The sequence below is a fragment of the Microcella humidisoli genome (assembly GCF_024362325.1).
Taxonomy (GTDB): Bacteria; Actinomycetota; Actinomycetes; order Actinomycetales; family Microbacteriaceae; genus Microcella; species Microcella humidisoli.
Genome location: NZ_CP101497.1, coordinates 1,832,103 through 1,856,662 on the forward strand (window position 1 = coordinate 1,832,103; position 24,560 = coordinate 1,856,662).

Sequence of the window (24,560 nt, forward strand, 5' to 3'; positions counted from 1 at the left end):
GGCGGATCGCCCGGCGCGAGCATCCGGCCCCGTCGTAGACTGAGGGCATGGCGACACTGGACGAACCGGGCGGAGCAGGCCAGGGCGGCGGCACCGATGTGCTCGACCGCGAGCTCGAGAAGCTGCTGAACGAGGAGCAGCTGGAGGACGGCGACCACGAGCGCTTCTCGCACTACGTGCCCAAGAACAAGATCATCGAGTCGGCGCTGACCGGCAAGCCCGTGCGGGCTCTGTGCGGCAAGAAGTGGACGCCGGGGCGCGACCCCGAGAAGTTCCCCATCTGCCCCGACTGCCAGAAGATCTACGAGAAGATGCGCGACGAGTAGGTGGCCGACCGCACCTGGAGCCTCGGCGGCGCCCTCAAGGGCCTCTTCACGAACCCGACGATCGACGACGACACGTGGGACGACCTCGAGTCCGCGTTGATCGGCGCCGACTTCGGGCCCGACCTGGCCGACGAGATCCTCGACGAGCTGCGCGCGAACGTCGCGAAGTACAAGACCACCGATCCGCGCGATCTCAAGCGCATGCTGCGCGAGGCCCTTGAAGAGCGTCTCGCCGCGCACGACCCGACGCTGACGCTCAGCAACCGCCCTGCGGTCGTTCTCGTGGTCGGGGTCAACGGTGTGGGCAAGACCACGACGATCGGCAAGTTCGCGAAATTCCTGACCGGATACGGGCGCACGGTCGTCGTCGGCGCGGCCGACACGTTCCGGGCGGCGGCGGTCGACCAGCTCGCGACCTGGGCCGAGCGCGCGGGAGCGCAGGTCGTGCGGCCGCAGCACGCGGGGCAGGACCCGGCGAGCGTCGCCTATCAGACGGTGCAGTTCGCGATCGACAACGGTGTCGAGATCGCGATCATCGACACGGCTGGCCGGCTGCAGACCAAGGCGGGCCTCATGGATGAACTGGGCAAGGTCACCCGCGTCATCGAGAAGCTCGCGCCGATCGCCGAGGTGCTGCTCGTGCTCGACGGTACGACCGGACAGAACGGCCTCGCGCAGGCCGAGGCGTTCATCGAGAGCGCGGGGGTGACGGGGCTCGTCGTCACGAAGCTCGACGGCTCGGCCAAGGGCGGCTTCGTGCTGCGTGTGCAGCAGCAGACGGGCATCCCGATCAAGCTCATCGGTCAGGGGGAGGGCATCGGCGACCTGACGGGCTTCACGCCCCACGTCTTCGCCGCGAGCCTGGTGCCTTAGCGCTCGAGCGCGGCGTGCTCGGCCGAGAGCATGAGGTACGTCTCGGCGTTGCGCCGGATGCCCGCCACCTCGTCGTCGGTCAGCTCGCGCCGCACCTTCGCGGGCACGCCTGCCACAAGCGACCGCGGCGGCACGAACGTGCCCTCGAGCACGACGGCGCCGGCGGCGACGAGCGACTCGCGCCCGATGACCGCGCCGTTGAGCACCGTGGCACTCATGCCGATGAGGCAGTCGTCCTCGATCGTGCAGCCGTGCAGCATCGCGTTGTGGCCGACGCTCACGCCGCGGCCGACGATCGTCGGCTTGCCGGGGTCGCCGTGCACGGTCACGTTGTCCTGCAGGTTCGAGCCCTCGCCGAGTTCGATGGCGTCGCGATCGGCGCGCAGCACGGCACCGTAGAACACCGAGGCGCGCGGGTGGATGCGCACCTGGCCGATGAGCGTCGCGGTCGGGGCGACCCACGCCGTGGCATCCACCTGGGGGTCGTGACCGAAGATCGCGCGTCGCATGGTGCCTCCTGAGGGTCGGTGCCCACAGTCAACCAGAGCCCGCCGCCTAGAATGGGGCCACTATGGCGACTTTCGGCACTCTCTCCGACCGGCTCACCGCGACCTTCACGGCGCTGCGCACGAAGGGCAAGCTCAGCCCCGCCGATGTCGACGGCACGGTGCGCGAGATCCGCCGCGCGCTGCTCGACGCCGACGTGGCCCTGCCGGTCGTCAAGGACTTCACTGCGGCGGTGCGCGAGCGGGCGCTCGGCGACGAGGTCAACAAGGCGCTCAACCCGGCGCAGCAGGTCGTGCAGATCGTCAACGACGAGCTCATCGCCATTCTGGGCGGTCAGCAGCGTCGACTCGAGTTCGCGAAGAACCCGCCGACGGTCATCATGCTCGCGGGCCTCCAGGGTGCCGGCAAGACGACGCTCGCCGGCAAGCTCGCGAAGTGGCTGAAGGCGGATGGCCACACGCCGTTGCTCGTCGCGGCCGACCTGCAGCGACCCAACGCCGTGCAGCAGCTGCAGGTGGTGGCCGAGCAGGCCGGGGTCGCGGTGTTCGCGCCCGAGCCCGGCAACGGTGTCGGCAACCCCGTCAGGGTCGCGACCGACGCGCTGAAGCACGCGAAGACCTCGCTGCACGACGTCGTCATCGTCGACACGGCGGGCCGACTCGGCGTCGATGCCGAGCTCATGAAGCAGGCCGCCGACATCCGCAAGGCTGTCGACCCCGACGAGGTGCTCTTCGTCATCGACGCGATGATCGGTCAAGACGCGGTCACGACCGCGAAGGCCTTCCAAGACGGCGTCGACTTCACGGGCGTCGTGCTGTCGAAGCTGGATGGCGACGCGCGCGGCGGTGCCGCGCTCAGCGTCGCGAGCATCACGGGCCGACCGATCATGTTCGCCTCGACGGGCGAGGGCCTCGACGACTTCGAGCCCTTCTACCCCGACCGCATGGCGAGCCGCATTCTCGACCTCGGCGACATCCTGACCCTCATCGAGCAGGCCCAGAAGGCCTTCGATGAAGAAGACGCGCGCAAGACGGCCGAGAAGTTCGCGACCGACAGCTTCACGCTCGAAGACTTCCTCGCTCAGATGCAGCAGCTCAAGAACATGGGCTCGATCAAGGGCATGCTGGGCATGCTGCCGGGCGCGCGCGGCATGCGCGAGCAGCTCGACAACTTCGACGAGCGCGAGCTCGTGCGCACCGAGGCGATCATCCAGTCGATGACGCCCGCCGAGCGACGCGTGCCCAAGCTGCTCAACGGCTCACGTCGCCTGCGCATCGCCCGCGGGTCGGGCACGACCGTCACCGAGGTCAACTCGCTCGTCACACGCTTCGAGCAGGCGGCGAAGATGATGAAGACCGTCGCGAAGGGCGGCATGCCGCAGATTCCCGGCATGGGCCCGATGCCCGGCATGGGCGGCGGCGGGGGAGCGGCGACGGCCCGCAAGGCCGCGGCGAAGAAGAAGGGCAAGGGCGCGTCGAAGTCGGGCAACCCGGCGAAGCGCGCGGCCGAGGAAGCCGCTCGCGCGCAAGGGCTCAAGCCCGGTACGGCGGCGGGCGCATCCGGAGCCGGATTCGGACTCGGCGGGGGCGCACCCGCTGGCGCGCAGCCGAGCGCGGAGGATCTCGCGACCATCCAGAAGCTGCTCGGCCGCTGAGGGTCGAGCGGCCCGGGCGCGCGACGTAGGGTGATGCCATGAGCTCGCCCGACGCCGTGCCCGCACCCGCTCTGACCGCTGTCGACACCGCCGCCGCCGTGCGCGCCGGCACCACGACCGCCGTCGCCGAGACTCGCGCCGCGCTCGCCCGCATCGCCGCGCTCGACCCCGCCCTCGGGGCCTTCCAGGTGGTGCGCGCTGAGCAGGCGCTGGCCGAGGCCGCCGACGTGGATGCGCGGGTCGCCGCGGGCGAGGCGCTGCCGCTCGCGGGCGTGCCGATCGCCATCAAGGACAACATCCCCGTCGCCGGCGAGCCGATGCGCGAGGGCAGCGCGGCCACGAGCGCGGAGCCCCGACCCGCCGACCACGAGGTCGTCGTCCGCCTGCGGGCCGCGGGAGCCATCGTCGTCGGCATCACGCGCGTGCCCGAGCTCTGCGTGTTCGGCACGACCGACTCGGTCTACGGAACCACCCGCAACCCGCACAACCCCGAGCGCACCTCGGGCGGCTCGTCGGGCGGATCGGCCGCCGCGGTGGCGAGCGGCATGGTCGCCGTCGCGCACGCCGCCGACGGCATGGGATCCATCCGCATCCCCGCCGCCAACTGCGGGCTCGTCGGCCTCAAGCCCGGCTCGGGCCTCGTGCCCGCCGACATGGGCGCGCACAGCTGGTTCGGCATGAGCGAGAACGGTCCGCTCGCGACGACCGTGCAGGATGCCGCGCTCATGCTCTCCGTCATGGCGGGCCGCCCGGCGCTCGCCGAGATGGCGGCCCCGCGCCCGCTGCGCATCGGGCTCGCGACGGGCATCCCGACCCCGCTCGCGACACTCGACCCCGAATGGAAGGCGGCCGCCGAGCGCGCCGCCGCGACCCTGCGGGCCGCCGGGCACGAGGTCGTCGAACTGACGATCCCCTACCCGTCCGACCCCCTGCCCGTGCTCGCGCGCTGGTTCGCCGGCGCGGCCGATGATGCCGCCCATGAGGGGCTCGACGTGCGCCGCCTCGAGCCGCGCGTGCGCGCCCACGTGCGCGCGGGCCGCGTGCTGCGGCGGCTCGGCGGCCTGCGCGCCGGCCCCGTCGACCGCCTGCGGGCGCGTGTCGAGGCCGCGACGGCCAACGTCGATGTCATCCTCACGCCGGGCCTCGCGCAGCCCGGCCCGGTCGCCGAGGGCTGGCACCGGCGCGGCTGGGTCGCGAACCTGCGCGCCAACATCGGCTACGCACCCTACGCGGCCCTGTGGAACCTGCTCGGGTGGCCGGCCGCCGCCGTGCCCGCCGGGTGGCATGAGGGCGCGCAGGTGCCGCTGAGCGTGCAGCTGGTGGCGCATCCCGCTGCCGACGGCGCGGGAGAGGCGCTTCTGTTGAGCGTCGCCGGGCAGCTCGAGGCGGCGAACCCCTGGGTGCGCACCGCGCCTGCGGGCGCGACCGTAGGCTGAGAGGCATGACTTCTCGACCCGTGCGCCTCGGCGTGCAGCTGCGGCCCCAGCACACCTCCTACGAGCGCATCCGCGACGCGGCCGCCGAGCTCGACGCCCTCGGGGTCGATGTGATCTTCAACTGGGACCACTTCTTCCCGCTGTACGGCGAGCCTGATGGCCTGCACTTCGAGTCGTGGACGATGCTCGCCGCGATCGCCGAGCAGACGACGCACGCCGAGCTTGGCGCGCTCGTCAACTGCAACAGCTACCGCAACGCCAACCTGCAGGCCGACATGGCCCGCACGATCGACCACATCAGCGCCAAGGGCGGAACGGGCCGGTTCATCTTCGGCACCGGTTCCGGCTGGTTCGAGCGCGACTACGACGAGTACGGCTACGAGTTCGGCACCGTCGGGGGCCGACTGGATGCGCTGGCCGACGCCCTGCCGATCATCCGTGATCGCTGGTCGCGCCTCAATCCCGCCCCCACCCGCGACATCCCCATCCTCATCGGCGGCGGCGGCGAGAAGAAGACACTGCGCATCGTTGCCCAGCACGCTGACATCTGGCACTCCTTCGCCGATGTGCCGACGCTCGAGCACAAGCTCGGCGTGCTCGCGGCGCACGGGGAGGCGGTCGGGCGCGACGTGCGCGAGGTCGAGATCTCGGTCGAGATCCGCGAGCGCACGATGCAGCAGGCCGACGAGCTGCACGCCGTCGGGGCGACGCTCTTCACGCTCGGGCTCGATGGCCCCGAGTTCGACATGGCACCCGTGCGCGAGTGGCTGAGCTGGCGCGACGGGCACCGCTGAGCGGGGCGCACCACCCTCGGCGGCGGCGTCGCCGAAAATCTGCCAGAATAGGGGGTCGAGTGCTCGCGCGCCCGACCCTCTAATCAGGCAGCGCGAGCATCCATCACGAGCTTTCGCGCCGAGTGTGCCCCACGCAGCCGGTCGCAACTCATCCCTTCACACATTTCGGAGAAACGTGGCTGTCAAGATTCGCCTCAAGCGCATGGGCAAGATCCGTGCACCGTACTACCGCATCGTCGTCGCCGACTCGCGCACCAAGCGCGACGGTCGCGCGATCGAGGAGATCGGCAAGTACCACCCCACGGAGGAGCCCTCGGTCATCGAGGTCAACTCCGAGCGCGCCCAGTACTGGCTGAGCGTCGGCGCCCAGCCGAGCCCGCAGGTGCTCGCGCTGCTCAAGCTCACGGGCGACTGGGGCATGTTCAAGGGCGAGAAGGGTGCCAAGAGCACCGTCAAGTTCGCCGAGCCCAAGGCCGCGTTCGTCATGGACGAGAAGAAGAAGCCGGTGCTCAAGCCCAAGGCCGAGAAGCCCGTCGCCGAGAAGGCTCCGGTCGCCGAGGCGCCCGCCGCTGACGAGGCCGCGGAGGCCCCCGCCGCCGAGGTCGTCGAGGAGGCCGCTGAGGCCCCCGTCGAGGCCCCGGCCGAGGCCGCCGCGGAGGAGGCCCCCGTCGAGGAGGCTGCTGCTGAGGCTCCCGCCGACGACGCCGAGGCTGAGAAGGCCTGACGCACGTGCTCGCTGACACGCTCGAACATCTCGTCAAGGGGATCGTGGATCACCCCGACGATGTCGCCGTCGTCGCGCAGAGCTCTGCTCGCGGCGAGGTCCTCGAGGTGCGCGTGCACCCCGAGGACCTCGGCCGCGTGATCGGCCGTGGTGGCCGCACCGCCAAGGCTCTCCGCACGGTCATCTCGTCGCTCGCCGACGGGCGACGCGTGCGCGTCGACGTCGTCGACACCGATCAGCTTTGAGCGCCCCCGCGCAGCAGCTGCGGGTCGGTCGCCTCACCAAGGCTCACGGGCTCAAGGGCGCACTCAAGCTCGAGCTCTTCACGGACGACCCCGACAAGCGCTTCACGCCCGGGGCCGTCTTCACCCTGCAGGTGCCGACGAGCTCGCCGTGGCACGGCAAGACGCTCACGCTCGCCGAGTTGCGCTGGTACAACGGCCAACCGGTCGGCTTCTTCGAGGGTGTCGCTGACCGCACCGGGGCCGAGAGCCTCGTCAAGGCCATCCTCTGGATCGATCAGGACGCCGACGAGCCCGACGAGCCCGACGCCTGGTACGACTTCCAGCTCGTGGGCCTGCGCGCGCTGCGCGACGGCGTCGAGGTCGGCACCGTCGCCCGCGTCGAGCACTTCCCGGCGCAAGACCTGCTCGTCGTGCGGTCGGGTGAGCGCGACGTGCTCGTGCCCTTCGTGAGCGCCATCGTGCCCGCGGTCGACATCGCCGCCGGCACCGTCACGATCACGCCGCCCGTGGGCCTCTTCGAAGAGCTGCCCGACGACGAGGCGACGAGCGACGACCCGGCGCGGGCCGAGCCCGAGGCCGACGTCGCCCCCTCTGCCTAGACTGCAGAGCGTGCGCCTCGACATCGTCACGATTTTCCCCGAGTTCTTCGGGGTGCTCGATGTCTCGCTGCTCGGGCGCGCGCGCGCCGCGGGAGTGATCGAGGTCGGCGTGCACGACCTGCGCGACCACACCCACGATCGCCACCGCACCGTCGACGACACGCCCTACGGGGGCGGAGCAGGCATGGTCATGAAGCCCGAGCCGTGGGGCGAGGCGCTGGATGCGCTGCTCACCCCGCGCAGCGTGCTCATCGTGCCCAGCCCCGCCGGGCATCCGTTCACGCAGCGGCAGGCTCGCGAGCTCGCCGTGCGCGAGCACCTCGTGTTCGCGTGTGGTCGCTACGAGGGCATCGACCAGCGCGTCGTCGACCACTACTCTGAGCGCACGGAGGTTCGCGTGCTCAGCATCGGCGACTACGTGCTCAACGGCGGGGAGGTGGCGACGATGGCGATGATCGAGGCGATCGCGCGGCTGGTGCCCGGTGTCGTGGGCAACCCCGAGAGCCTGACCGAGGAGAGCCACGAAGACGGCCTGCTCGAGTACCCGAGCTACACCAAGCCCGCATCCTGGCGCGGGCTCGAGGTGCCGCCCGTGCTGCTGAGTGGCAACCACGGCGCGGTCGCCGACTGGCGCCGTGAGCAGCAGCTCGCGCGCACGCGGGCGATCCGCCCCGACCTGATCGAGAAGCCATGACGGCGGGCGAGCGGATGTGGCTGTGGTCGCAGCCGCTCGTGGCGGTGCTCGCCGGCGTTGCGGGCGTGGCGGCGTGGTACCTGCAGTTCACGGGCGACCTCAGTGCGCTCCCGACGCTGCAGGCGCTCATCACGGGCTCGTTCGTGCTTCCCGGGATCGCGCTCTCGCTCACGATCAACCATGTGGCGGTCATGCTGCGGCGCCCGCCCATGCTCACGGTGGGCGAGAAGCTGCTGCTCATCGTCGAGTTCGCGCTCGTCGTGGCGATCCTCGCCATCTCGCCCAGCCCCGACCTGCTCTTCCTCGGCTATCTGCTCTGGCCCTTGCTGATCGCTGCGGCCGCGACCGCATTCGCCTCGATGGTCTCGACGACGATCCGATCGCGCCGCCCGAACTCCGACGGAGGACCCTCCGATGAACTGGCTCTCGAATCTTCTGGGGTCGCCTGACGGCAGCCTGCTGACCGCGGGCGAGTTGGCCCGCGGCCACATCCTCGCGCTCTCGTCCTCGAGCCTCAGCATGAGCGTCATGAACGCGCTTCCCGAGCGCAAGTGCACCTTCACGGTTCAGGTCTACCGCGACGGTCACGAGCCCTACACCGCCACCGCGGTGCAGCGGGTGCAAGAGGTGTACATCCCGCAGCTCGCCTCCGGCCGCGCGTGGGTTGCGGTGCGCGTCGACGCCGCGAACCCTGCCCGCATCGCTCTCGACTTCGCGACCGAGCCCCCCGAGGTTCGCGTGGAGGCGGGAGACGGGGACACGACCGCGGCGTCGATTCTCGAGACCGGTCGGCCGGTCGAGGTCGTGCTCGTGCAGGCGCAGCCGCTCGGCATGACGGCGCCCTCCGGCGACCCGGTCTACGCGCTCACGCTGACGGTCATCGACGGCGCGGAGACCCCCTATCAGACGCAGGTCGGCAACGGCGTTCCCGCCTCGTCCCTCCCCGTGCTCTATCCTGGCTCGCGACTGCGCGCACGCAGGGGCGAAGGGCCCGGCGACATCGTCGTGGACTGGGCGGCGGGCCCGGTTCCGCCTCCGACCGCTGCCGGCTAGTCGCGCGCGGTCAGCACGATCGGGCCGTCGGCCGTGATCGCGACAGTGTGCTCGGCGTGCGCGGCGCGGCTGCCCGTGCTGCTGCGCAAGGTCCAGCCGTCGGCATCCGTGTAGATCTCATCCGTGTCGGGGATGAACCAGGGCTCGATCGCGATGACGAGACCCGCACGCAGCTTGAGGCCGCGGCCAGGGCGGCCGTCGTTGGGAACGTGCGGGTCGCCGTGCATCGTGCGCCCGACGCCGTGGCCGCCGAAGTCGAGGTTGACGGGGTAGCCGGCGTCAGCCGCCACGTCGCCGATCGCCGCCGAGATGTCGCCCATGCGCTGGCCGGGGCGCGCCTGCTGGATGCCCGCCGCGAGCGCGCGCTCGACCGTGCTGATCATCGCGAGGTCCTCCGGTCGCGGCGTGCCGACGACGATCGTGAGCGCCGAGTCGCACACCCAGCCGTTGACCGAGGCCGCGAAGTCGAGGGAGAGCACGTCGCCGTCGTTCAGCCGGTAGTCGTGCGGGAGCCCGTGCAGGGCCGCGTCGTTGACCGAGGTGCAGATGACCTTGCCGAAGGGCGACCCGCCGAAGGAGGGGTGGTAGTCGATGTAGCAGCTGTCGGCGCCTTCCGCGCGAATCATCTCGTGCGCGAGGGCATCGAGGTCGAGCAGGTTGACGCCCACGTCGGCCGCCGCGCTCGTGGCCGTGAGCACGCTCGCGACGAAGCGGCCCGCCGGTCGCATCTCGTCGATCTCGGCGGGCGTGAGCAGTTCGATCATCTACGTCCTCGGCAGGGGGATGTGGGTGCGCAAGTACGTGCCGCACAGGTCGCGCGTCGCCTCGATGAAGCGCGCATCCCCATTCTTGTCGAGCTGGAAGGCCCGCGTGAGCAGCCCGCTCGCGATCTCGATCGCCACCTCGAGGTGGAAGACGATGTCGTCGTCGGGCTCGAAGTCGTAGGTGCGGCCGACCTGGGAGGCGAACTCGCGCGCGAGGATCGCGTTGTTGCTCAGCTCGGGGCTGATGAAGCGCTGGTCGATGACGTCACCGAAGCGCAGCGCGCGAAAGCCCGGCTCATGGCGCGTCATGTCGATGAAGGCGTCGAGCGTCGCGTCGAACGATGACCACGGCTCGGGCGGGGAGTTCTCGACGCCCTGCCAGACGCGTTCGAGGTAGCGCTCCATGTTGCGCGCGGCGAGCGCCCGCAGCAGCGATTGGATGTTCGGGAAGTATCGGTAGACGACGCCGACCGACGATGTCGATCGCTTCGCCACCGCGCTCGTCGTGACGCCGTCGATGCCCGCGTCGTCGATGAGCGTGGCTGCCGCATCGAGCAGCAGCGTGATGCGTTCTGCACTGCGCTGCTGGATGGGCTCGGTGCGCATGACGACTTTGTCGGTCGCCAGTGCCGGTTGTGCATTCATGGTGTACCCCCTGGATCGTCCCCCGACGTCCTTCTTGCCTGTGCGAACATCCTTTCACTGATTGGGCGCGGGGCGCGCGATGTGGCATCATTTCTCTTTGTGCCTCGGCACGGCTCTGCCACAGGGGAGCCGTGGATCTGCGAGTGCCGTGCGATTCTTCGAATTTCCCCGGAACCGCGATCGACCTGTGGCGGTTGCAGAGAGCGAATCACCATGCACATCCTCGACCACGTCGACGCCGCCTCGCTGCGCACCGACATCCCCGACTTCCGCCCCGGCGACACCGTCAAGGTGCACGTCAACATCGTCGAAGGCAGCCGCTCGCGCATCCAGGTGTTCCAGGGTGTCGTCATCGGCCGTTCGAACGAGGGCATCCGCGAGACCTTCACGGTGCGCAAGGTGAGCTTCCAGGTCGGCGTCGAGCGCACCTTCCCGGTGCACTCTCCCGTGATCGACCACATCGAGATCGTCACGCGCGGCGACGTGCGCCGCGCCAAGCTCTACTACCTGCGCAACCTGCGCGGCAAGAAGGCCAAGATCAAGGAGAAGCGCGACGCGTAATCCGCGTTCCGCGCCACTCTCGAGGGCCTCGTCGATTCGTCGGCGAGGCCCTCGGTCGTTCGTGTCCTCTGAAGCTGCGTGCCGGTAGCCGCCTAGACTGGCGGGGAGCACCTGGGGAGTCATGACAGAGCAGAATCCGCCCGCCGCGGGCACAGCATCCACCGCGGCGCCGTCGCACCGCGCGACGACGACCCGGGGCCGCAGCGTTCTGCTGTTCCTGCGCGACGTGCTGGTGATCGTCGTCGCCGCGCTCGTCATCTCGTTCCTCATCAAGACGTTCTTGATCCGCTCGTTCTACATCCCCTCCGAGTCGATGCAAGACACCCTGCTCGTGAACGACCGCATCATCGTCAACCAGCTCGTGCCCGACGTCGTGCCGATCCAGCGCGGTGACGTCGTCGTGTTCCGCGACCCGGGCGGCTGGCTCCCCGCGACCCCCGAGACGCCGCAGGCCCCGCTCGCCGCGGCGGGCGACTGGGTGCTCTCCCTCATCGGGCTCAGCACCTCCGACAGCGACGAGCACCTCGTGAAGCGCGTCATCGGGCTGCCGGGCGACCGCATCACGTGCTGCAACGACCTCGGGCAGCTGAGCATCAACGGCGTGCCGCTCGACGAGCCCTACGTGACGCTGCCGGGCGGCACGACCGACGTGAGCGGGCAAGACTTCCAGGAGGACGTTCCGGAGGGCACGCTCTGGGTCATGGGCGACAACCGCTACGACTCGGCCGACTCGCGCTTCAACGGCGTCGTGCCGATCGCCGATGTCGTCGGGCGCGCCTTCGTCATCAGCTGGCCCATCGACCGCTGGCAGTGGATCGACAGCTACCCGATCGTGTTCGACGGGGTCGAGCGCGCCGAGTGACCGGCGCAGCATGATCGGCTCGACGTGAGCGCGGCGCCCACCCTCGAGGTCGAGCAGGGCTTCTTCGCCGCCGGCGCGCCCGTCGTCATCGGGGTCGACGAGGTGGGTCGCGGAGCGATCGCGGGCGTCGTCGCGGTGGGCGTGTGCGCGATCCTTCCGGGGGTGGATGCTCCGCCCGCCCGCCTGCGCGACAGCAAGCTGCTCAGCCCCGCGCGGCGGGCCGAGGTCGAGCCTCTTGTGCACGCCTGGGCGGCCGCTGTGGCGGTGGGGGAGGCGGAGCCCGCCGAGATCGACGAGCACGGCATCGTCGCCGCGCTCGGCATGGCCGCCCGTCGCGGGCTCATCGCCCTCCACGAGGCGGGCATCGATGTCGGTGCGTCGACGGTGCTGCTCGACGGCAGCCACGATTGGCTAACGCCGGCGCTCAGCTCGCCGCTGCGCATCCTGACCCGCGTCAAGGCCGACCGCGACTGCGCCTCGGTGGCAGGGGCATCGGTCGTGGCGAAGCAGCACCGCGACGCGCTCATGGTGGCCGATCACGAACGCTGGCCGGTCTACGGCTGGAGCGGCAACAAGGGCTACGGCAGCCCCGACCACCTGGCGGCGGTCGCTGCGCACGGGGCATCGCCGCGCCATCGCGTGACCTGGCTGCGCGCGCCGTCGCTCCTCGACGGTCTCGACCCCGCCCCCGGCGCGACGGTCTAGACTCGACTCGCCATGGACGACGAAGAATTCGACGATTACGACCGCGAGGTCGAACTCGCCCTGTACCGCGAGTACCGCGATGTCGTCTCGCAGTTCTCGTACGTGGTCGAGACCGAGCGCCGCTTCTACCTCGCGAACGAGGTCGAGCAGGTCGTGCGCGACATGGGCGGCGACTTCTACTTCGAGCTCACGCTCACCGACGTGTGGGTGTGGGACGTCTACCGCGCCGACCGCTTCGTCAAGAGCGTCAAGGTGCTGACCTTCAAAGACGTCAACGTCGAAGAGCTCGGCAAGAAGGAGCTCAAGCTGCCGAAGGAGCTCGCGCTCGACGAGTAGTCGCGCGAATTCGTCATACGTTCGAAACGTTCTCGGGTTATTCTGACGACGGCCGTCCCCCCGCGCGCCGAAGCTTGACACCCGAGGCAGGAATCCCGTGCTGCGTTCACGCTCGTTCGTTCGTCGACTCGCCACGGCCACGGCCGTGTCCCTTCTCGCCGGTGCCTCGGTGATCGCTGGCGTGACCGTCGCGAACGCCGCGCCGGGCGCGCCGTCGATCACCGCTCCCACCGATGGGTTCGAGACCGTCGCCACGACCTTCACCGTCTCGGGAGATCTGGCCGAGAGCATCGAGCAGGTCGTGACGGTCGAGGCCCGTATCAACGGCGCGTACTCCGCGGGATGCAGCGTGCTCGTGGCGTACTTCGACACCACGTACAGCTGCGACATCACCGTGGCGGGCCCCGGCCGGTATGAGCTCACCGCGACCTCGTACGACGCCGCCGACGTCGACCAGATCCCGAGTCCCGTGAGCAATGCCGTCACCGTGACGGTCGGGGGCACCGCTCCGGCGCTGCTCGGATACTCGGAGTCGGGCACCGAGTGGTCCACCGTGTCGCCGGGGCTCTCGGGCACCGGCCCGGCCTTCGGCACGGTCGAGGTCGAGATCCTCGCGGGAGAAGGCTCGGCGACCTACTGCGTGGCGGAGGTGTCCGCATCCGGGGACTGGTCGTGCTCGTCGACCGTGAACCCCTTCTGGACCTGGGGCGACGTGGAGTTCCGGGCGTACGGCTACGACGTCACCGGAGGGTCGACGGCCGACGACCAGATCGTCGGCGAGCTCGTGCCGCCTCCGCCGACGAGCGGCATCACGCTGGGTCCGGCGCGCGTGACGCTCACCGCCCAGGGCGCCGCCGACACCTTCTTCCAGACACGGGTCTACCGGGCCGTGCTCAACGGTGAGGGCTCGAGCTTCACGCTGCGTGAAGAGTGCATGGCCGACGGCGACCCGCCCGTCGTCGACTGCGCGGTCAGCGCGCTGCCCGCGGGAATCTGGAACTTCTACACGGTGCAGGACTTCGAGGAGCGGTACTTCTCGACCCTCGATGAGTACGTCCGCATCCCGGCGACGCCGACCAGCTTCGCCGCGACCGTGCTCGCCGACCAGCAGGTGCGCTTCTCGGGCCAGGGCCAGCCGGGCTTCCGGGCCATCGTGCGCGATGCCGACGGCGACGGGGTGTGCTCCGCGACCGTGAGCCCGAGTGGTGCGTGGCAGTGCGTCGTCCCTCGCCCGATCGGAACCGAGAGCTATCGGGCACTGCAGCAGTCGGTCGGGTTCGACACCGCCGACTTCTTCGTCAGCTCGGATCGCTCGCTCGACGGCTTCTCGGCCTACACCGCGGCGCGCACGGTGACGGTCACTGCGCCCGCGCCGCCGGTGGCTCCGGCGGTCGAGCCCACCCCGCTGCCCTGGGTGCTCGAGGGCTACGACGGTGGTCCGCTCACGCCCGGCCAGCAGTTGACCCTGACGGCCTCGGGGCTGCCCGCCGGCACCGAGGTCGTCGTCGAGATCCGCTCCACCCCGCAAGTGCTCGGATCGACCCTCGTCGGCGACACGGGCTCCTTCGCCCTGGATGTCGTGGTGCCGACGGACCTCGAACCCGGTGAGCACACGCTCGTCGCGATCGCCACGCCCCCCGACGGCGTCGCCTCGCCCGTGGCGATCCCGGTGTCGGTCGTCGCGGCCCCCGCGATCGACCCTGCGAAGGAGACCGCGCCGTCCAGCGCTCCCGAGAAGACCGAAGCCGCCGCGGCGGCGGGCGAGAGCGGGTCGTCGGACGGCGTGGACCGCAGCGACCCGGCGGCGCCCTCGGCGATCAGCGACAGCATCCCGACGATCGATCGCATCGTGCGCACCCCCCTCTTCGCGATCACGGCGGGCGGGCTCGCCCTCGCGATCCTCCTGCTCGTCGCGTTTCCCGCCGAGCTGCTGAACAGCACGCTCGCGTCGAACACGCGCCGCCTCGGACGCTGGTACGCGGCCATCGAGGATCGCGTGGAGCGTGCGACCGAGTGGTTCGCCGCGGTCACGCGCACGCGCGCGCTCGCCGCCGCCGTGCTCGTCGTGCTGACGGCGCTCATCTTCGGATTCGTCGATCCCGACTACGGCTTCGATCCCGTCTCGCTGCGCATGACGGTCTCGCTCGCGATCGGGCTCTTCATCATCACCTACGTCTCCGCGTGGATCAGCGGGGCGATCATCCGGCGCGTGTGGAGCATCCCGACCCGCGTGAGCCTGCAGCCCGCCGCGCTGCTGTTCGCCGTCATCGGTGTCGTGGTCGCGCGCCTGCTCGAGTTCTCGCCCGGCTTCCTCATCGGCCTCGTGATCGGGCTCGACCTGCTCACGCGGGTCGGCGCGCAGTACCGCGTGCGCGCCACGCTCACGAGCGTCGGCGTGACGGTGGGTCTCGCGCTGCTGGGCTGGGTCGGGTATTCGATCCTCGCGGCCGTGGCGAGCGGCGAGCCGACCGTGCTCGACCTGCTCGTGAGCGACGCGCTCGTGGCGACCGCGGCCGAAGGCCTCACGGCCTCGCTCGCGTCGCTCCTGCCGCTCGGCTTCCTGCAGGGCCACGAGATCTTCCGTCGCTCGAAGGGGCTGTGGGCGGCGACCTTCGTCGTCGTCGCCACGCTGTTCGCGCTCGTGGTGCTGCCGACGGCGTCGAGCACCGAGGGCGAGGTCGCCGATGTCGGCTTCTGGATGCTCGTCATGGTGATCTTCGCCGTCGCCACCCTCACACTGTGGGCGGTGCTGCAGTTCACCGGCCGCGGTGACGACGAGCACGACGCGCTCGTCGACGAGCCGGTGGCCGCCGGGCGCTAGCGCCGCTCCCTCACACCCGGGCTCCGCCCGCGCCGACCGCCTGGTCCCGCGAGCGGGGCCCCGGGTTCGGCGCGCCCTCCGCCATGCTCCCCGGCGGGAGGCGACATGGCACGCAAAGACGAGCTCGGCCGCACGGGCGAGCAGCTCGCAGTCGAGCACCTGGAACGCGAGGGGTACGAGATCCTCGATCGCAACTGGCGCTGTGCGATCGGCGAGATCGACGTCATCGCGCAGCACGGCCCCACGACGGTCGTCGTGGAGGTGAAGACGCGGTCGGGCGTCGGGTTCGGGCATCCGCTCGACGCCGTCACCCCGCGCAAGCTCGCGCGCCTGCGCCGCCTCGCGGGGGCGTGGTGCGCGGCCACGGGGCGGGGTGCTTCGGCGCTGCGCATCGACGTGATCGGCGTCATCGCCTCGCGTGATGGCGTCGTCATCGACCACGTGCGGCAGGCCGGCTGATGCCTGTCGCGCGCACGCTCGCGGTCGCCCTGCACGGCGTCGACGGCGCTCTCGTCGAGATCGAGGCCGACCTCGCCAATGGGCTGCCCGCCTTCTCGATCATCGGGCTTCCCGACACCTCGCTCGGTGAGGCGAAAGACCGGGTGCGCTCGGCCGCGGCGAACTCGGGCTGCGACCTGCCGACGCGCAAGCTCACCGTCAACCTCTCGCCCGCCTCGCTGCCCAAGCACGGATCGGGCTTCGACCTCGGCATCGCCGTGGCAGCCCTCGCCACGACCGGCGGCGTGAGCCCGGCGGCGATCGCCGAGATCGTGCATCTGGGCGAGCTCTCGCTCGATGGTCGGCTGCGTCCGGTGGCGGGCGTGCTGCCCGCTGTGCTCGCCGCGCGCCGGGCGGGGGCCAGGGCGGTCGTGGTGCCGCGCGGCAATGCCGACGAAGCAGGGCTCGTGGCGGGCATCCGGGTCATCGGGGCGGCGTCGTTGCGCGACGTGCTCATCGCGCACGGAGCGACGCTCGATCCGGTGCCCGTCGAGCCCCTGGCGGGGCCCGAGACGCCTGCCCCGCCGGCCGAGCCGGGTGACCTCGCCGACGTCGTCGGGCATCCCGAAGCCGTCGAAGGCCTGCAGGTCGCCGCCGCGGGCGGCCACCACATGCTCATGCTCGGCCCGCCGGGTGCCGGCAAGACGCTGCTCGCGTCGCGCCTCCCCGGGCTACTGCCCGATCTCGATCCCGATGCCGCGGTCGAGGTGTCATCGATTCGCTCGCTCGCGGGGCTGCCTCTCGGTTCCGCGCTCGTGACCCGGCCTCCTCTCGAAGCACCGCACCACAGCGCGACGATGGCCGCGCTCGTCGGCGGCGGCAGCGGACTCGTGCGACCGGGGGCCATCTCGCGAGCGGCCCACGGCGTGCTGTTTCTCGATGAAGCGCCCGAGTTCGCGGGCGCCGTGCTCGACGCGTTGCGCCAGCCGCTCGAGACCGGTGAGATCACCATTCATCGGGCGCGCACGGTCGCACGGTTCCCCGCGCGGTTCCAACTCGTGCTCGCCGCGAACCCCTGCCCGTGCGGTCACGGCGGCGGTGACGAGTGCACGTGCACCCCGATCATGCGCCGCCGCTACCTCGGTCGGCTCTCGGGGCCGCTGCTCGACCGCATCGATCTGCACCTCACCGTGCGTCGCGTGTCGGTCGCCCAGATGACGGAGGGAGGGGCCGGCGGCATCACGACCTCTGAAGCCCGGGCCCGAGTCGTGGAAGCCCGCCGTCGTGCGCGCGAGCGCTGGGGTGATCAGGGCTGGTCGCTGACGGCCCACGTGCCGGGCCCGGCGCTGCGCTCGCCGCGCTGGCGGCTCGCCGCCGCTGACCGCGCCGCACTCGATCGAGCGCTCGAGCGAGGCGCACTGACGATGCGCGGCTACGACCGCGTGCTGCGCGTCGCCTGGACCCTCGCCGATCTCGACGGGGCTGACCGACCGAGCGCCGACCACCTCGGGCGAGCGCTCTACCTGCGAAAGGGGATCTGAATGAGCATGTGGGGCATCGACACGCATCGCATCGCGGCGGCGATCGCGGCCGTGCGGCCGGGCGGCGACGCCGAGTGGAGCGAGGCCGAGCGAGGCCGCGCCGAGGGGAGCGATGCCGAGAAAGGCGACGCCGAGGGGAGCGGCGCCGCGTGGCAGGATGCCGAGGCTCTCGACGCGCTCGCTGAGCCGGACGCGCTTGCTGAGCCTGACGCGCTTGCTGAGCCTGACGCGCTTGCTTAGCCGGACGCGCCCGACGAGCCGACCGTGCTCGACGCGCTGTTCGCTCGCGCGATCTGGAGCGTGCTCATCGAGCCAGGTGACAAGGTCGCGGGCGCGCTCATCGACGCGGTCGGGCCCGTCACGGCCGCGCGCCTGGTCATCGACCGCGTCGCACCGCAGACGATCGCCGATGCGAGCCGCGGTGAGATCGAGATCGATCGGGCGAGCGAGGGGCTGCGGCGATGGACCGAACGGCTTCGCGCCTCGGACGTCATGCGCAGTCTCGAGAGCGCCGCCCGGTGCGGTGCCCGCATGCTCGTGCCTGATGACGCTCACTGGCCCGAGCCCCTCGCGGGGCTCGGGCACAGCGCCCCGGTGCTGCTCTGGGCGCGCGGCGACGTCGAGCTGCTGCGCCGGCCCGGCGTCGCGATCGTCGGGGCGCGAGCCGCGACGGGGTACGGCGAGCATGTCGCCATGGAGCTCTCGGCGGGGCTCAGCGCCCGCGACGTCGTCGTGGTCTCGGGTGGCGCCTACGGCATCGACGGCATGGCGCACCGCGCGGCGCTCGCCAGCGGCGGAGCCACGATCGCGGTGCTCGCGGGCGGCATCGACCGCTTCTATCCGAGCGGGCACGAGGCCTTGCTCACGAGGGTCGCCGAGCACGGGCTGCTGCTCTCGGAGGTGCCGTGCGGCACCCCGCCGACGAAGTGGCGCTTCCTGCAGCGCAATCGCCTGATCGCCGCACTCTCCGCGGCAACGGTCGTCGTCGAGGCGGGCCGGCGGTCGGGCGCGCTCAACACCGCGAACCACGCGCTCGAGCTCGGGGTGCCCGTCGGCATCGTCCCCGGCCCGATCACGAGCGCCGCGAGCGCCGGGTGCCTCGCGTTCCTCCGCTCCGAGCCGTCGACCTGCGTCACGAGCGTCGCCGAGATCATGCAGCTCGCCTTCGGTCTCGATGGGGTGCTCGATGTGCCCGAGCCGGTCCCGGCAACCGCCGCGGCTGAGGGCGGCGATCGTCGCGACGCACACCACCCGAGCGCGACGAGGGAGGATCCGATGCATGTCCGGGTGCTCGATGCGCTCCGACCGCGACGGGGCCTCGACCCGAGCGAGATCGCCCGAGCGGTCGGCGAGAGCACCGACCGCATCCGTGCGGCGCTCGGCGTGCTCGAGCTCGAGGGTCGGGCGACGCTCGGGGCCGACGGTCATTGGCGCCGCACACCGGCTGCGCGCGAGCGGGCTGCGGCAGGCGGAGCGGGCGCCCGATCCTGACGCGGCTTCATCAGCACGGGTAGCCTGGGCGCATGACGCAGATGGGGCAGTATCCACCGGCCGGGCACGTCCTCGTGCACATCTCCGATACGCATCTGCTCGGAGGCGGTCGCGCGCTCTACGGCAAGGTTCCTGTCGAGGAGCGCCTCGCCGCGGCGCTGCACCGACTCGAGACCGGACCGGTACGTCCCGATGCGCTCGTCTTCACCGGCGATCTGGCCGACCTCGGTGAGCCCGACGCCTACATCCGCCTGCGCGCGGCCGTCGATCCCGTCGCCGAGCGACTGGGTGCCGAGGTGATCTGGGTCATGGGCAACCACGACGAGCGCGCCCCGTACGCCTCGCTCTTGTTCGATGAGCCCGAGACGGATGCGCCCCAGGATCGCGTGCACGACATCCGGGGCCTGCGCGTCATCTCGCTCGACACGACGGTGCCCGGCTACCACCACGGTGAAATCTCAGCGGAGCAGCTCGAGTGGCTCGCGGGAGTGCTCTCCGAGCCCGCTCCGCACGGTTCGGTGCTCGCCGTTCACCATCCCCCTGTGCCCACCCCGCTCGAGGTCATGGCGGTGCTCGAGCTGCACGATCAGCCCGCGCTCGCCGCAGTGCTGCGCGGCACCGACGTGCGGCTCATCCTCGGCGGTCACCTGCACTACTCGACCCACGGCACGTTCGCAGGCATCCCCGTCTCGGTTGCGGCCGCCACCTGTTACACGCTCGACCTGGGAGCCGACGCGGCGCGCCTGCTCAGCGGCGTCGACGGTGGCCAGTCGTTCGACCTCGTGCACGTCTACGACGATCAGGTGGTCACGTCGACCATCCCGCTCGAGGCATTCCCCGAGGTCACGGGATTCTCGGTCGAGTACCGGCCCATGATCGACGCCATGCCGGCGGATGTTCGGCTCGAGCAGCTCTCGAGCAAGACCTCGCACCTCAACCTCAACGAGGCTGCGGCGAGCGACGTCTAGCGCGGAGTCGCGTCGGCCCGCCAGCCACGCGGACGCTCCGCGGGCCCCGCGTGGTCGCGGTAGGCGTCGACCACGCGCTGCAGGTAGCGCGTGATGACGGCACGCTCCTGCTCGTCGAAGTCGTGGATGGCGCTGTCGACCTCGGTGACCATCGGGATGATGCGACCCATGGCACGCCCGACCGACGCGGGTGTCGGCACGATGATCGTGCCCCGACGATCGTCGGGGTTGGGGGTGCGATGCACGTGCCCGAGCGACTCGAGCCGATCGATCACCGTCGTTACCGCGCCCGACGAGAGCTCGAGACGCTCGGCAAGGGCGGTGGGGCTCAGCGGCCCTGCCGCGATGAGGTGCTGCATCGCGGTGAGGTCGGTGGGGTTCACGGCGAGCTCGTCCCCCAGGGAGCGCTCGAAGTCGCTCGTCACGTCGAGAAACTCGCGCAGCAGCAGCGTGGCGGCGTGCGATTCGCCGAAGCTGGGAGTCTGCTGATCCGATTGGCTCACCGCATGAGTCTACCGCTAGCTTCTTCGAAGGTCGAATATCTCGATGGTCAAGGTAAACTGTGGCTTGGTCGCCGATCGATACTCGGCGCTGCGCGCCATCCTGCCCCTCACCCCGCCCCGCACCCTTCAGGAGAACTCCCTTGATCGCGATCACGCGCTTCATCACCGCGGCCCGGACGTCGTGGATCGTCCTCGTCGTCGGCATCGCCGCCACCGCCGCCTTGTTCGTCGCGGCGGGCTATCAGAGCGCCGACTCCGCCCCGCCGGTGGGGCTGCCCGACTCCGCGGAATCGGTCAAGGCGGCAGCACTGCAGGAGCAGTTCGCCGACGATGACGCGACGAGCGGCATCCTGGTCTTTGGCCGCGAGAGCGGTGAGCTCAGCGACGACGACCTCGCCGCGATCACCGAGCGCACCGTCGAGCTGGGCGACATCGCTCTCGATGGCTTCGTGCCGCCGCCGACGGTCTCCGACGACGGCACGACCGCGCTCGTGGTCGTGCCCCTCTCGATCGAGGACAGCGTCTCGGCGCAGGCCGAGCGCGCCGACGAGATCCGCACCGTCGCGGCCGACGGACTGCCCGACGGCATCATCGTGTGGTTCACGGGAGCCGAGGGCTTCCTCGTCGACATCTCCGCCGTGTTCGAGGGCGCCAACTTCGTGCTGCTGGGCATCACGGCGCTCGTCGTCGCCGTGCTGCTCATCGTCACGTACCGCAGCCCGATCCTCTGGATCGTGCCGCTCGCCGTCGTCGGCGTCGCCGACTTCATCGCCGGCATCGTGGCGCGACTCGTGGCCGATGCGGCGGGCATCACCCTCGACGGCTCCGTGACCGGCATCCTGTCGGTGCTCGTCTTCGGTGCCGGAACGAACTACGCCCTGCTGCTGATCGCGCGGTACCGCGATGAGCTTCGCCTGATCACCGACCGCCGCGAGGCGATGGCGATCGCTCTGCGGGGCGCCGGGCCCGCGATCATCGCGAGCGGCTCGACCGTCGCGCTCGCGCTCGCAACCCTGCTGTTCGGCGAGCTCTCGGGCAACCGCTCGCTCGGACTCGCCGGCGCGGTCGGCATCCTCGTCGCGATGGCCTACGCGCTCATCGTGCTCCCTGCCGCGCTCGTGGTCTTCGGCCGCTGGCTGTTCTGGCCCCTCGTGCCGCGCTACGGTTCGCCCGACGTCATCTCGAAGAGCCCTTGGGGCCGACTCGGTCGCTCGGTGAGCCGTCGGCCGGTGGTCGTTGCGGTCGCGGGCTTCGCCCTGCTGGGCGTCTTCGCGGCGGGATTGAGCACGCTGAACATCGGACTCGCGCAGAACGATCGCTTCATCGTCAAGCCCGAGGCGGTGCTCGGCCAGGAGCGCATTGCGGAGGCCTTCGCCGCGGGCAGCACGGCTCCCGCAGTCGTGATCGTGCCCGCGGGCGACGCCGAGGAGGTGCTCGAGGGTGTCCTCGATGTCGACGGCGTCGTCGAGGCTCGGCCCGGACCATTCAACGATGACATCGCCCAGATCGACGTGGTGCTCGACGCCGATCCCGAGAGCGCCGAGTCGTTCGCGATCATCGGCGAGCTGCGGCTCGCGCTCGACGACCTCGGCGACGGCTCGGGACTCGTCGGCGGCATCGACGCCGAGGGCCTCGACCTGCGCGACGCGCAGCAGCGGGATCAGAACCTGGTCATCCCGCTCATCCTCGTGCTCGTGCTCGCGGTGCTCATCATCCTGCTGCGGTCGCTGCTCGCCCCGCTGCTGCTGCTCGTCGCGGTCGTGGCCAGCTTCTTCAGCGCGGTCGGGATCGGATCGGTGCTCTTCGCGACCGTCTTCGGGTTCCCCGGCGTCGACACGAACGTGCTGCTGTTCAGCTTCCTCTTCCTGGTGGCACTGGGCGTCGACTACTCGATCTTCCTCGTGACCCGAGCGAAGGAGGAGGTGCCGATGCTCGGCACCTCGGAAGGCATGATCCGCGCGCTCGCCGCGACGGGTGGCGTGATCACGAGCGCGGGCATCCTGCTCGCCGCGGTGTTCGCGGTGCTCGGCGTGCTGCCGCTCATCACGCTGACGCAGGTCGGAGTGATCGTCTGCATCGGCGTGCTCATCGACACGCTGCTCGTGCGCACGATCATCGTGCCCGCCATGACCTTCATCGCGAAGGATCGCTTCTGGTGGCCGCGCCGCCCCGAGCTCACCGACGCTGAGGCCGCCCAGCGCGGTGCCGACGGTCAGGCCGAGCGGATGCCCGAGCCGGCGCTCACCGCCTGAGCCGTCGCGACGCCGGGAGGAATCCCGTCGCGCCGCTCGTCCTCCCCGCGCCCGCCCGGCTTGTCGCCGCGGCGGGCGCGGTCGTGAGGGCGCATGCTGGAGTCGTGCACGAGCCGACCACCGCGCTGCGCGAGGCCATCGCGCTTTACCTGCGCGCCGTCGAGCTCGAGCGCGGTGCGAGCTTGCACACGGTGCGCGCCTACGCGGGTGACCTCGAGACCTTCGCGGGGTTCGTCGAGCAGCGCGGAGCCCAGCCCGATCCTGCCCTCATCGACCTCGAGCTGCTGCGCGAGTGGGTGTGGAGCCAGAACGACGCGGGGCTCGCCGCGTCAACCCTCGCGCGTCGCGCGTCGACGTTGCGCGGCTTCACCGCCTGGCTCGCACGCACGGGGCGCACTCCGGCGGATGCGGCGGCACGACTGCGCGCGCCCCGCCCCGACCGGCACCTGCCCCGCGTGCTGTCGCGATCGCAGGTGGATGCCCTCCTCGACGGTCTCGCCGCTCGCGCCGCGACGCTCGAGCCTCTGGCGCTGCGCGACCTCGCGATGATCGAGCTGCTCTACGCGAGCGCTCTGCGCGTGAGCGAGCTCGTCGGGCTCGATCTCGGCGACGTCGACGCCGCGCGCCGTGTCGTGAGGGTGCTCGGCAAGGGGGCGAAGGAGCGCGTGGTGCCGTTCGGGCTGCCGGCTGCTCGTGCCCTCGCGGGATACCTCGAGCACGGGCGGCCCGCGCTGCTCGGCGAGAAGTTGGGCCCGGCGCTCTTCCTGGGCGCACGCGGGGCGCGTGAGTCGACCCGCGCCGTGTACGCCCTCGTGGCGGGCCTGCTCGCCGACCATCCCGGCAGCGGCCCGTCGGGTCCTCACACCTTCCGCCATTCCGCCGCCACGCACTTGCTCGACGGCGGCGCCGACCTGCGCGCGGTGCAGGAGATCCTCGGCCACGCGAGCCTCGGTACGACCCAGATCTACACGCACGTGAGCGCCGAGCGCCTCGCGTCGGTCTACCGCACGGCCCACCCGCGCGCCTGAGCGGCGCATCAGTCGAGCGGCAGCAGCACGGCGCGCTGCAGCCCGCCCAGGTAGAGCAGCGGCGAGACGTACTCACCGGCCACGCGAACGCCGAGGTGCACGCAGGGTCGCGCGCAGTGACCCGGCTCGAGCAGGCCGATCACCTGCCCGACCTCGACGCGGTCGCCCGCCGCCACGAGCGGGGTGACGGGTTCGACGGTCGCGAGCACCTGGCCCTGCCGCACCGTGATGACCGGTCGGTCGACGACGACCCCGGCGAAGTGCACGATGCCGCTCGTCACGGCGACCACCTCGGCCCCCGAGCCGGAGGCGCCGAGGTCGACCCCCCGGTGGCCGGCCGCGTAGGGGGTCGCGGGCGCGAGGTAGGGCCGCACGATGATGCGCGGGCCATCGACGGGCCACACCCAGCCCGGTGCCGCAGGATCCACCGCACCCGGCGCGGCGAGCGCGGCACCAGTCCCGGGCGGGCCGAGCACGAGCAGAGGCAGCAGGACGAGGGCGAGCAGAGCGTGGCGCATGCCGACATGATCGGCGCGCGCGCGGCATCCATGGGGCCATGGCGGCCCTGGGGAGGAAGCCCGGGATCACGCGGCCCGCGGGGAGGAGCCTGCACCAGGGAAGCGCCGCGGAGCGCGTGGGGGAGCGGTGATATGCTGGCAGATGCAGTCGCGCCTGTCGCGGCTGACTTCGCGTGTCCATTTCGTGGCGCACACTCCCATCAGTCCCGCCGGTCCCCGAGC

Annotated in this window: 27 protein-coding genes and 1 pseudogene; 23 read left to right on the forward strand and 5 right to left on the reverse strand. The window is 71.2% G+C overall.

The window, feature by feature from the left end:
* The first annotated feature begins 47 nt into the window (after window positions 1-47).
* Window positions 48-326 carry a DUF3039 domain-containing protein gene (locus NNL39_RS08840; RefSeq protein WP_255158924.1) on the forward strand — a complete coding sequence of 93 codons (279 nt, stop codon included), beginning with the start codon at window positions 48-50 and terminating at the stop codon, window positions 324-326.
* Entirely contained in the window at window positions 327-1,199 is an 873-nt protein-coding gene (gene ftsY, locus NNL39_RS08845; RefSeq protein WP_255158925.1) for a signal recognition particle-docking protein FtsY, read from the forward strand.
* Here ftsY and NNL39_RS08850 read toward each other — a convergent pair.
* Window positions 1,196-1,708 (reverse strand): gamma carbonic anhydrase family protein, encoded by a 513-nt coding sequence (locus NNL39_RS08850; RefSeq protein WP_255158926.1) that lies wholly within the window; start codon window positions 1,706-1,708, stop codon window positions 1,196-1,198. The two genes, ftsY and NNL39_RS08850, sit on opposite strands and share 4 nt — an antisense overlap.
* A gap of 62 nt (window positions 1,709-1,770) precedes the next feature.
* Between NNL39_RS08850 and ffh the strand changes: the two genes are divergently transcribed.
* From ffh to NNL39_RS08895, 9 genes and pseudogenes are all read left to right on the forward strand, one after another.
* On the forward strand, window positions 1,771-3,360 hold the full coding sequence (ffh, locus tag NNL39_RS08855) for a signal recognition particle protein (RefSeq protein WP_255158927.1): 1,590 nt from the start codon (window positions 1,771-1,773) through the stop codon (window positions 3,358-3,360).
* 38 nt (window positions 3,361-3,398) lie between these two features.
* Window positions 3,399-4,796: an amidase gene (locus NNL39_RS08860; RefSeq protein ID WP_255158928.1), complete on the forward strand. Its 1,398-nt coding sequence runs from the start codon at window positions 3,399-3,401 to the stop codon at window positions 4,794-4,796.
* Between the two features lie 5 nt (window positions 4,797-4,801).
* Complete coding sequence (locus tag NNL39_RS08865; protein WP_255158929.1) at window positions 4,802-5,590, forward strand: LLM class F420-dependent oxidoreductase; 789 nt, start codon at window positions 4,802-4,804, stop codon at window positions 5,588-5,590.
* Between the two features lie 175 nt (window positions 5,591-5,765).
* Window positions 5,766-6,176 (forward strand): annotated as a pseudogene (rpsP, locus tag NNL39_RS08870) (30S ribosomal protein S16); the annotation flags it as partial.
* Window positions 6,177-6,319: 143 nt separating this feature from the next.
* A complete protein-coding gene (locus tag NNL39_RS08875) occupies window positions 6,320-6,559 on the forward strand; it encodes an RNA-binding protein (RefSeq protein ID WP_255158931.1) in 240 nt (79 codons plus the stop codon).
* Complete coding sequence (gene rimM, locus NNL39_RS08880; RefSeq protein ID WP_255158932.1) at window positions 6,556-7,158, forward strand: ribosome maturation factor RimM; 603 nt, start codon at window positions 6,556-6,558, stop codon at window positions 7,156-7,158. Before NNL39_RS08875 ends, rimM begins: the two co-directional genes overlap by 4 nt.
* Before the next feature lie 10 nt (window positions 7,159-7,168).
* On the forward strand, window positions 7,169-7,852 hold the full coding sequence (gene trmD / locus NNL39_RS08885) for a tRNA (guanosine(37)-N1)-methyltransferase TrmD (RefSeq protein WP_255158933.1): 684 nt from the start codon (window positions 7,169-7,171) through the stop codon (window positions 7,850-7,852).
* Entirely contained in the window at window positions 7,849-8,301 is a 453-nt protein-coding gene (locus tag NNL39_RS08890) for a hypothetical protein (protein WP_255158934.1), read from the forward strand. Before trmD ends, NNL39_RS08890 begins: the two co-directional genes overlap by 4 nt.
* Window positions 8,267-8,905 carry a hypothetical protein gene (locus NNL39_RS08895; RefSeq protein WP_255158935.1) on the forward strand — a complete coding sequence of 213 codons (639 nt, stop codon included), beginning with the start codon at window positions 8,267-8,269 and terminating at the stop codon, window positions 8,903-8,905. The genes NNL39_RS08890 and NNL39_RS08895 overlap by 35 nt, the downstream gene beginning before the upstream one ends.
* Here NNL39_RS08895 and map read toward each other — a convergent pair.
* Together map and NNL39_RS08905 are read right to left on the reverse strand one after the other, a co-directional pair.
* Window positions 8,902-9,669, reverse strand: coding sequence for a type I methionyl aminopeptidase (gene map, locus NNL39_RS08900; RefSeq protein ID WP_255158936.1), 768 nt, complete (start codon window positions 9,667-9,669; stop codon window positions 8,902-8,904). The two genes, NNL39_RS08895 and map, sit on opposite strands and share 4 nt — an antisense overlap.
* Window positions 9,670-10,275: a TetR family transcriptional regulator gene (locus NNL39_RS08905; RefSeq protein ID WP_255158937.1), complete on the reverse strand. Its 606-nt coding sequence runs from the start codon at window positions 10,273-10,275 to the stop codon at window positions 9,670-9,672.
* A gap of 252 nt (window positions 10,276-10,527) precedes the next feature.
* Here NNL39_RS08905 and rplS point away from each other — a divergent pair, with 252 nt between their 5' ends.
* The 10 genes from rplS to NNL39_RS08955 all read left to right on the forward strand — a co-directional run bounded on the left by rplS (window position 10,528) and on the right by NNL39_RS08955 (window position 20,037).
* Window positions 10,528-10,875, forward strand: coding sequence for a 50S ribosomal protein L19 (gene rplS, locus NNL39_RS08910; protein ID WP_255158938.1), 348 nt, complete (start codon window positions 10,528-10,530; stop codon window positions 10,873-10,875).
* 121 nt (window positions 10,876-10,996) lie between these two features.
* Complete coding sequence (gene lepB, locus NNL39_RS08915; protein ID WP_255158939.1) at window positions 10,997-11,737, forward strand: signal peptidase I; 741 nt, start codon at window positions 10,997-10,999, stop codon at window positions 11,735-11,737.
* 24 nt (window positions 11,738-11,761) lie between these two features.
* Complete coding sequence (locus NNL39_RS08920; RefSeq protein ID WP_255158940.1) at window positions 11,762-12,442, forward strand: ribonuclease HII; 681 nt, start codon at window positions 11,762-11,764, stop codon at window positions 12,440-12,442.
* A gap of 12 nt (window positions 12,443-12,454) precedes the next feature.
* Window positions 12,455-12,778, forward strand: a complete 324-nt coding sequence (locus NNL39_RS08925; protein ID WP_255158941.1) for a DUF2469 domain-containing protein — start codon at window positions 12,455-12,457, stop codon at window positions 12,776-12,778.
* Between the two features lie 97 nt (window positions 12,779-12,875).
* Complete coding sequence (locus NNL39_RS08930; protein WP_255158942.1) at window positions 12,876-15,599, forward strand: hypothetical protein; 2,724 nt, start codon at window positions 12,876-12,878, stop codon at window positions 15,597-15,599.
* A 105-nt stretch (window positions 15,600-15,704) separates the two neighbouring features.
* Entirely contained in the window at window positions 15,705-16,058 is a 354-nt protein-coding gene (locus NNL39_RS08935) for a YraN family protein (RefSeq protein WP_255158943.1), read from the forward strand.
* Complete coding sequence (locus NNL39_RS08940) at window positions 16,058-17,578, forward strand: YifB family Mg chelatase-like AAA ATPase (RefSeq protein ID WP_255158944.1); 1,521 nt, start codon at window positions 16,058-16,060, stop codon at window positions 17,576-17,578. Before NNL39_RS08935 ends, NNL39_RS08940 begins: the two co-directional genes overlap by 1 nt.
* Complete coding sequence (locus tag NNL39_RS08945; protein ID WP_255158945.1) at window positions 17,579-17,818, forward strand: hypothetical protein; 240 nt, start codon at window positions 17,579-17,581, stop codon at window positions 17,816-17,818.
* A 24-nt stretch (window positions 17,819-17,842) separates the two neighbouring features.
* On the forward strand, window positions 17,843-19,069 hold the full coding sequence (gene dprA, locus NNL39_RS08950) for a DNA-processing protein DprA (RefSeq protein ID WP_255158946.1): 1,227 nt from the start codon (window positions 17,843-17,845) through the stop codon (window positions 19,067-19,069).
* A 32-nt stretch (window positions 19,070-19,101) separates the two neighbouring features.
* Entirely contained in the window at window positions 19,102-20,037 is a 936-nt protein-coding gene (locus NNL39_RS08955) for a phosphodiesterase (RefSeq protein WP_322972907.1), read from the forward strand.
* Here the strand turns inward: NNL39_RS08955 and NNL39_RS08960 are convergent.
* Window positions 20,034-20,540 (reverse strand): MarR family winged helix-turn-helix transcriptional regulator, encoded by a 507-nt coding sequence (locus tag NNL39_RS08960; RefSeq protein ID WP_255158947.1) that lies wholly within the window; start codon window positions 20,538-20,540, stop codon window positions 20,034-20,036. The two genes, NNL39_RS08955 and NNL39_RS08960, sit on opposite strands and share 4 nt — an antisense overlap.
* Window positions 20,541-20,680: 140 nt before the next feature.
* On the opposite strand from NNL39_RS08960, the gene NNL39_RS08965 reads away from it, so the two are divergent.
* On the forward strand, window positions 20,681-22,792 hold the full coding sequence (locus NNL39_RS08965) for an MMPL family transporter (RefSeq protein ID WP_255158948.1): 2,112 nt from the start codon (window positions 20,681-20,683) through the stop codon (window positions 22,790-22,792).
* 104 nt (window positions 22,793-22,896) lie between these two features.
* A complete protein-coding gene (locus tag NNL39_RS08970; RefSeq protein ID WP_255158949.1) occupies window positions 22,897-23,820 on the forward strand; it encodes a tyrosine recombinase XerC in 924 nt (307 codons plus the stop codon).
* A gap of 8 nt (window positions 23,821-23,828) precedes the next feature.
* Here NNL39_RS08970 and NNL39_RS08975 read toward each other — a convergent pair whose 3' ends face one another.
* Complete coding sequence (locus NNL39_RS08975) at window positions 23,829-24,338, reverse strand: peptidoglycan DD-metalloendopeptidase family protein (protein ID WP_255158950.1); 510 nt, start codon at window positions 24,336-24,338, stop codon at window positions 23,829-23,831.
* Window positions 24,339-24,560: the final 222 nt, after the last annotated feature.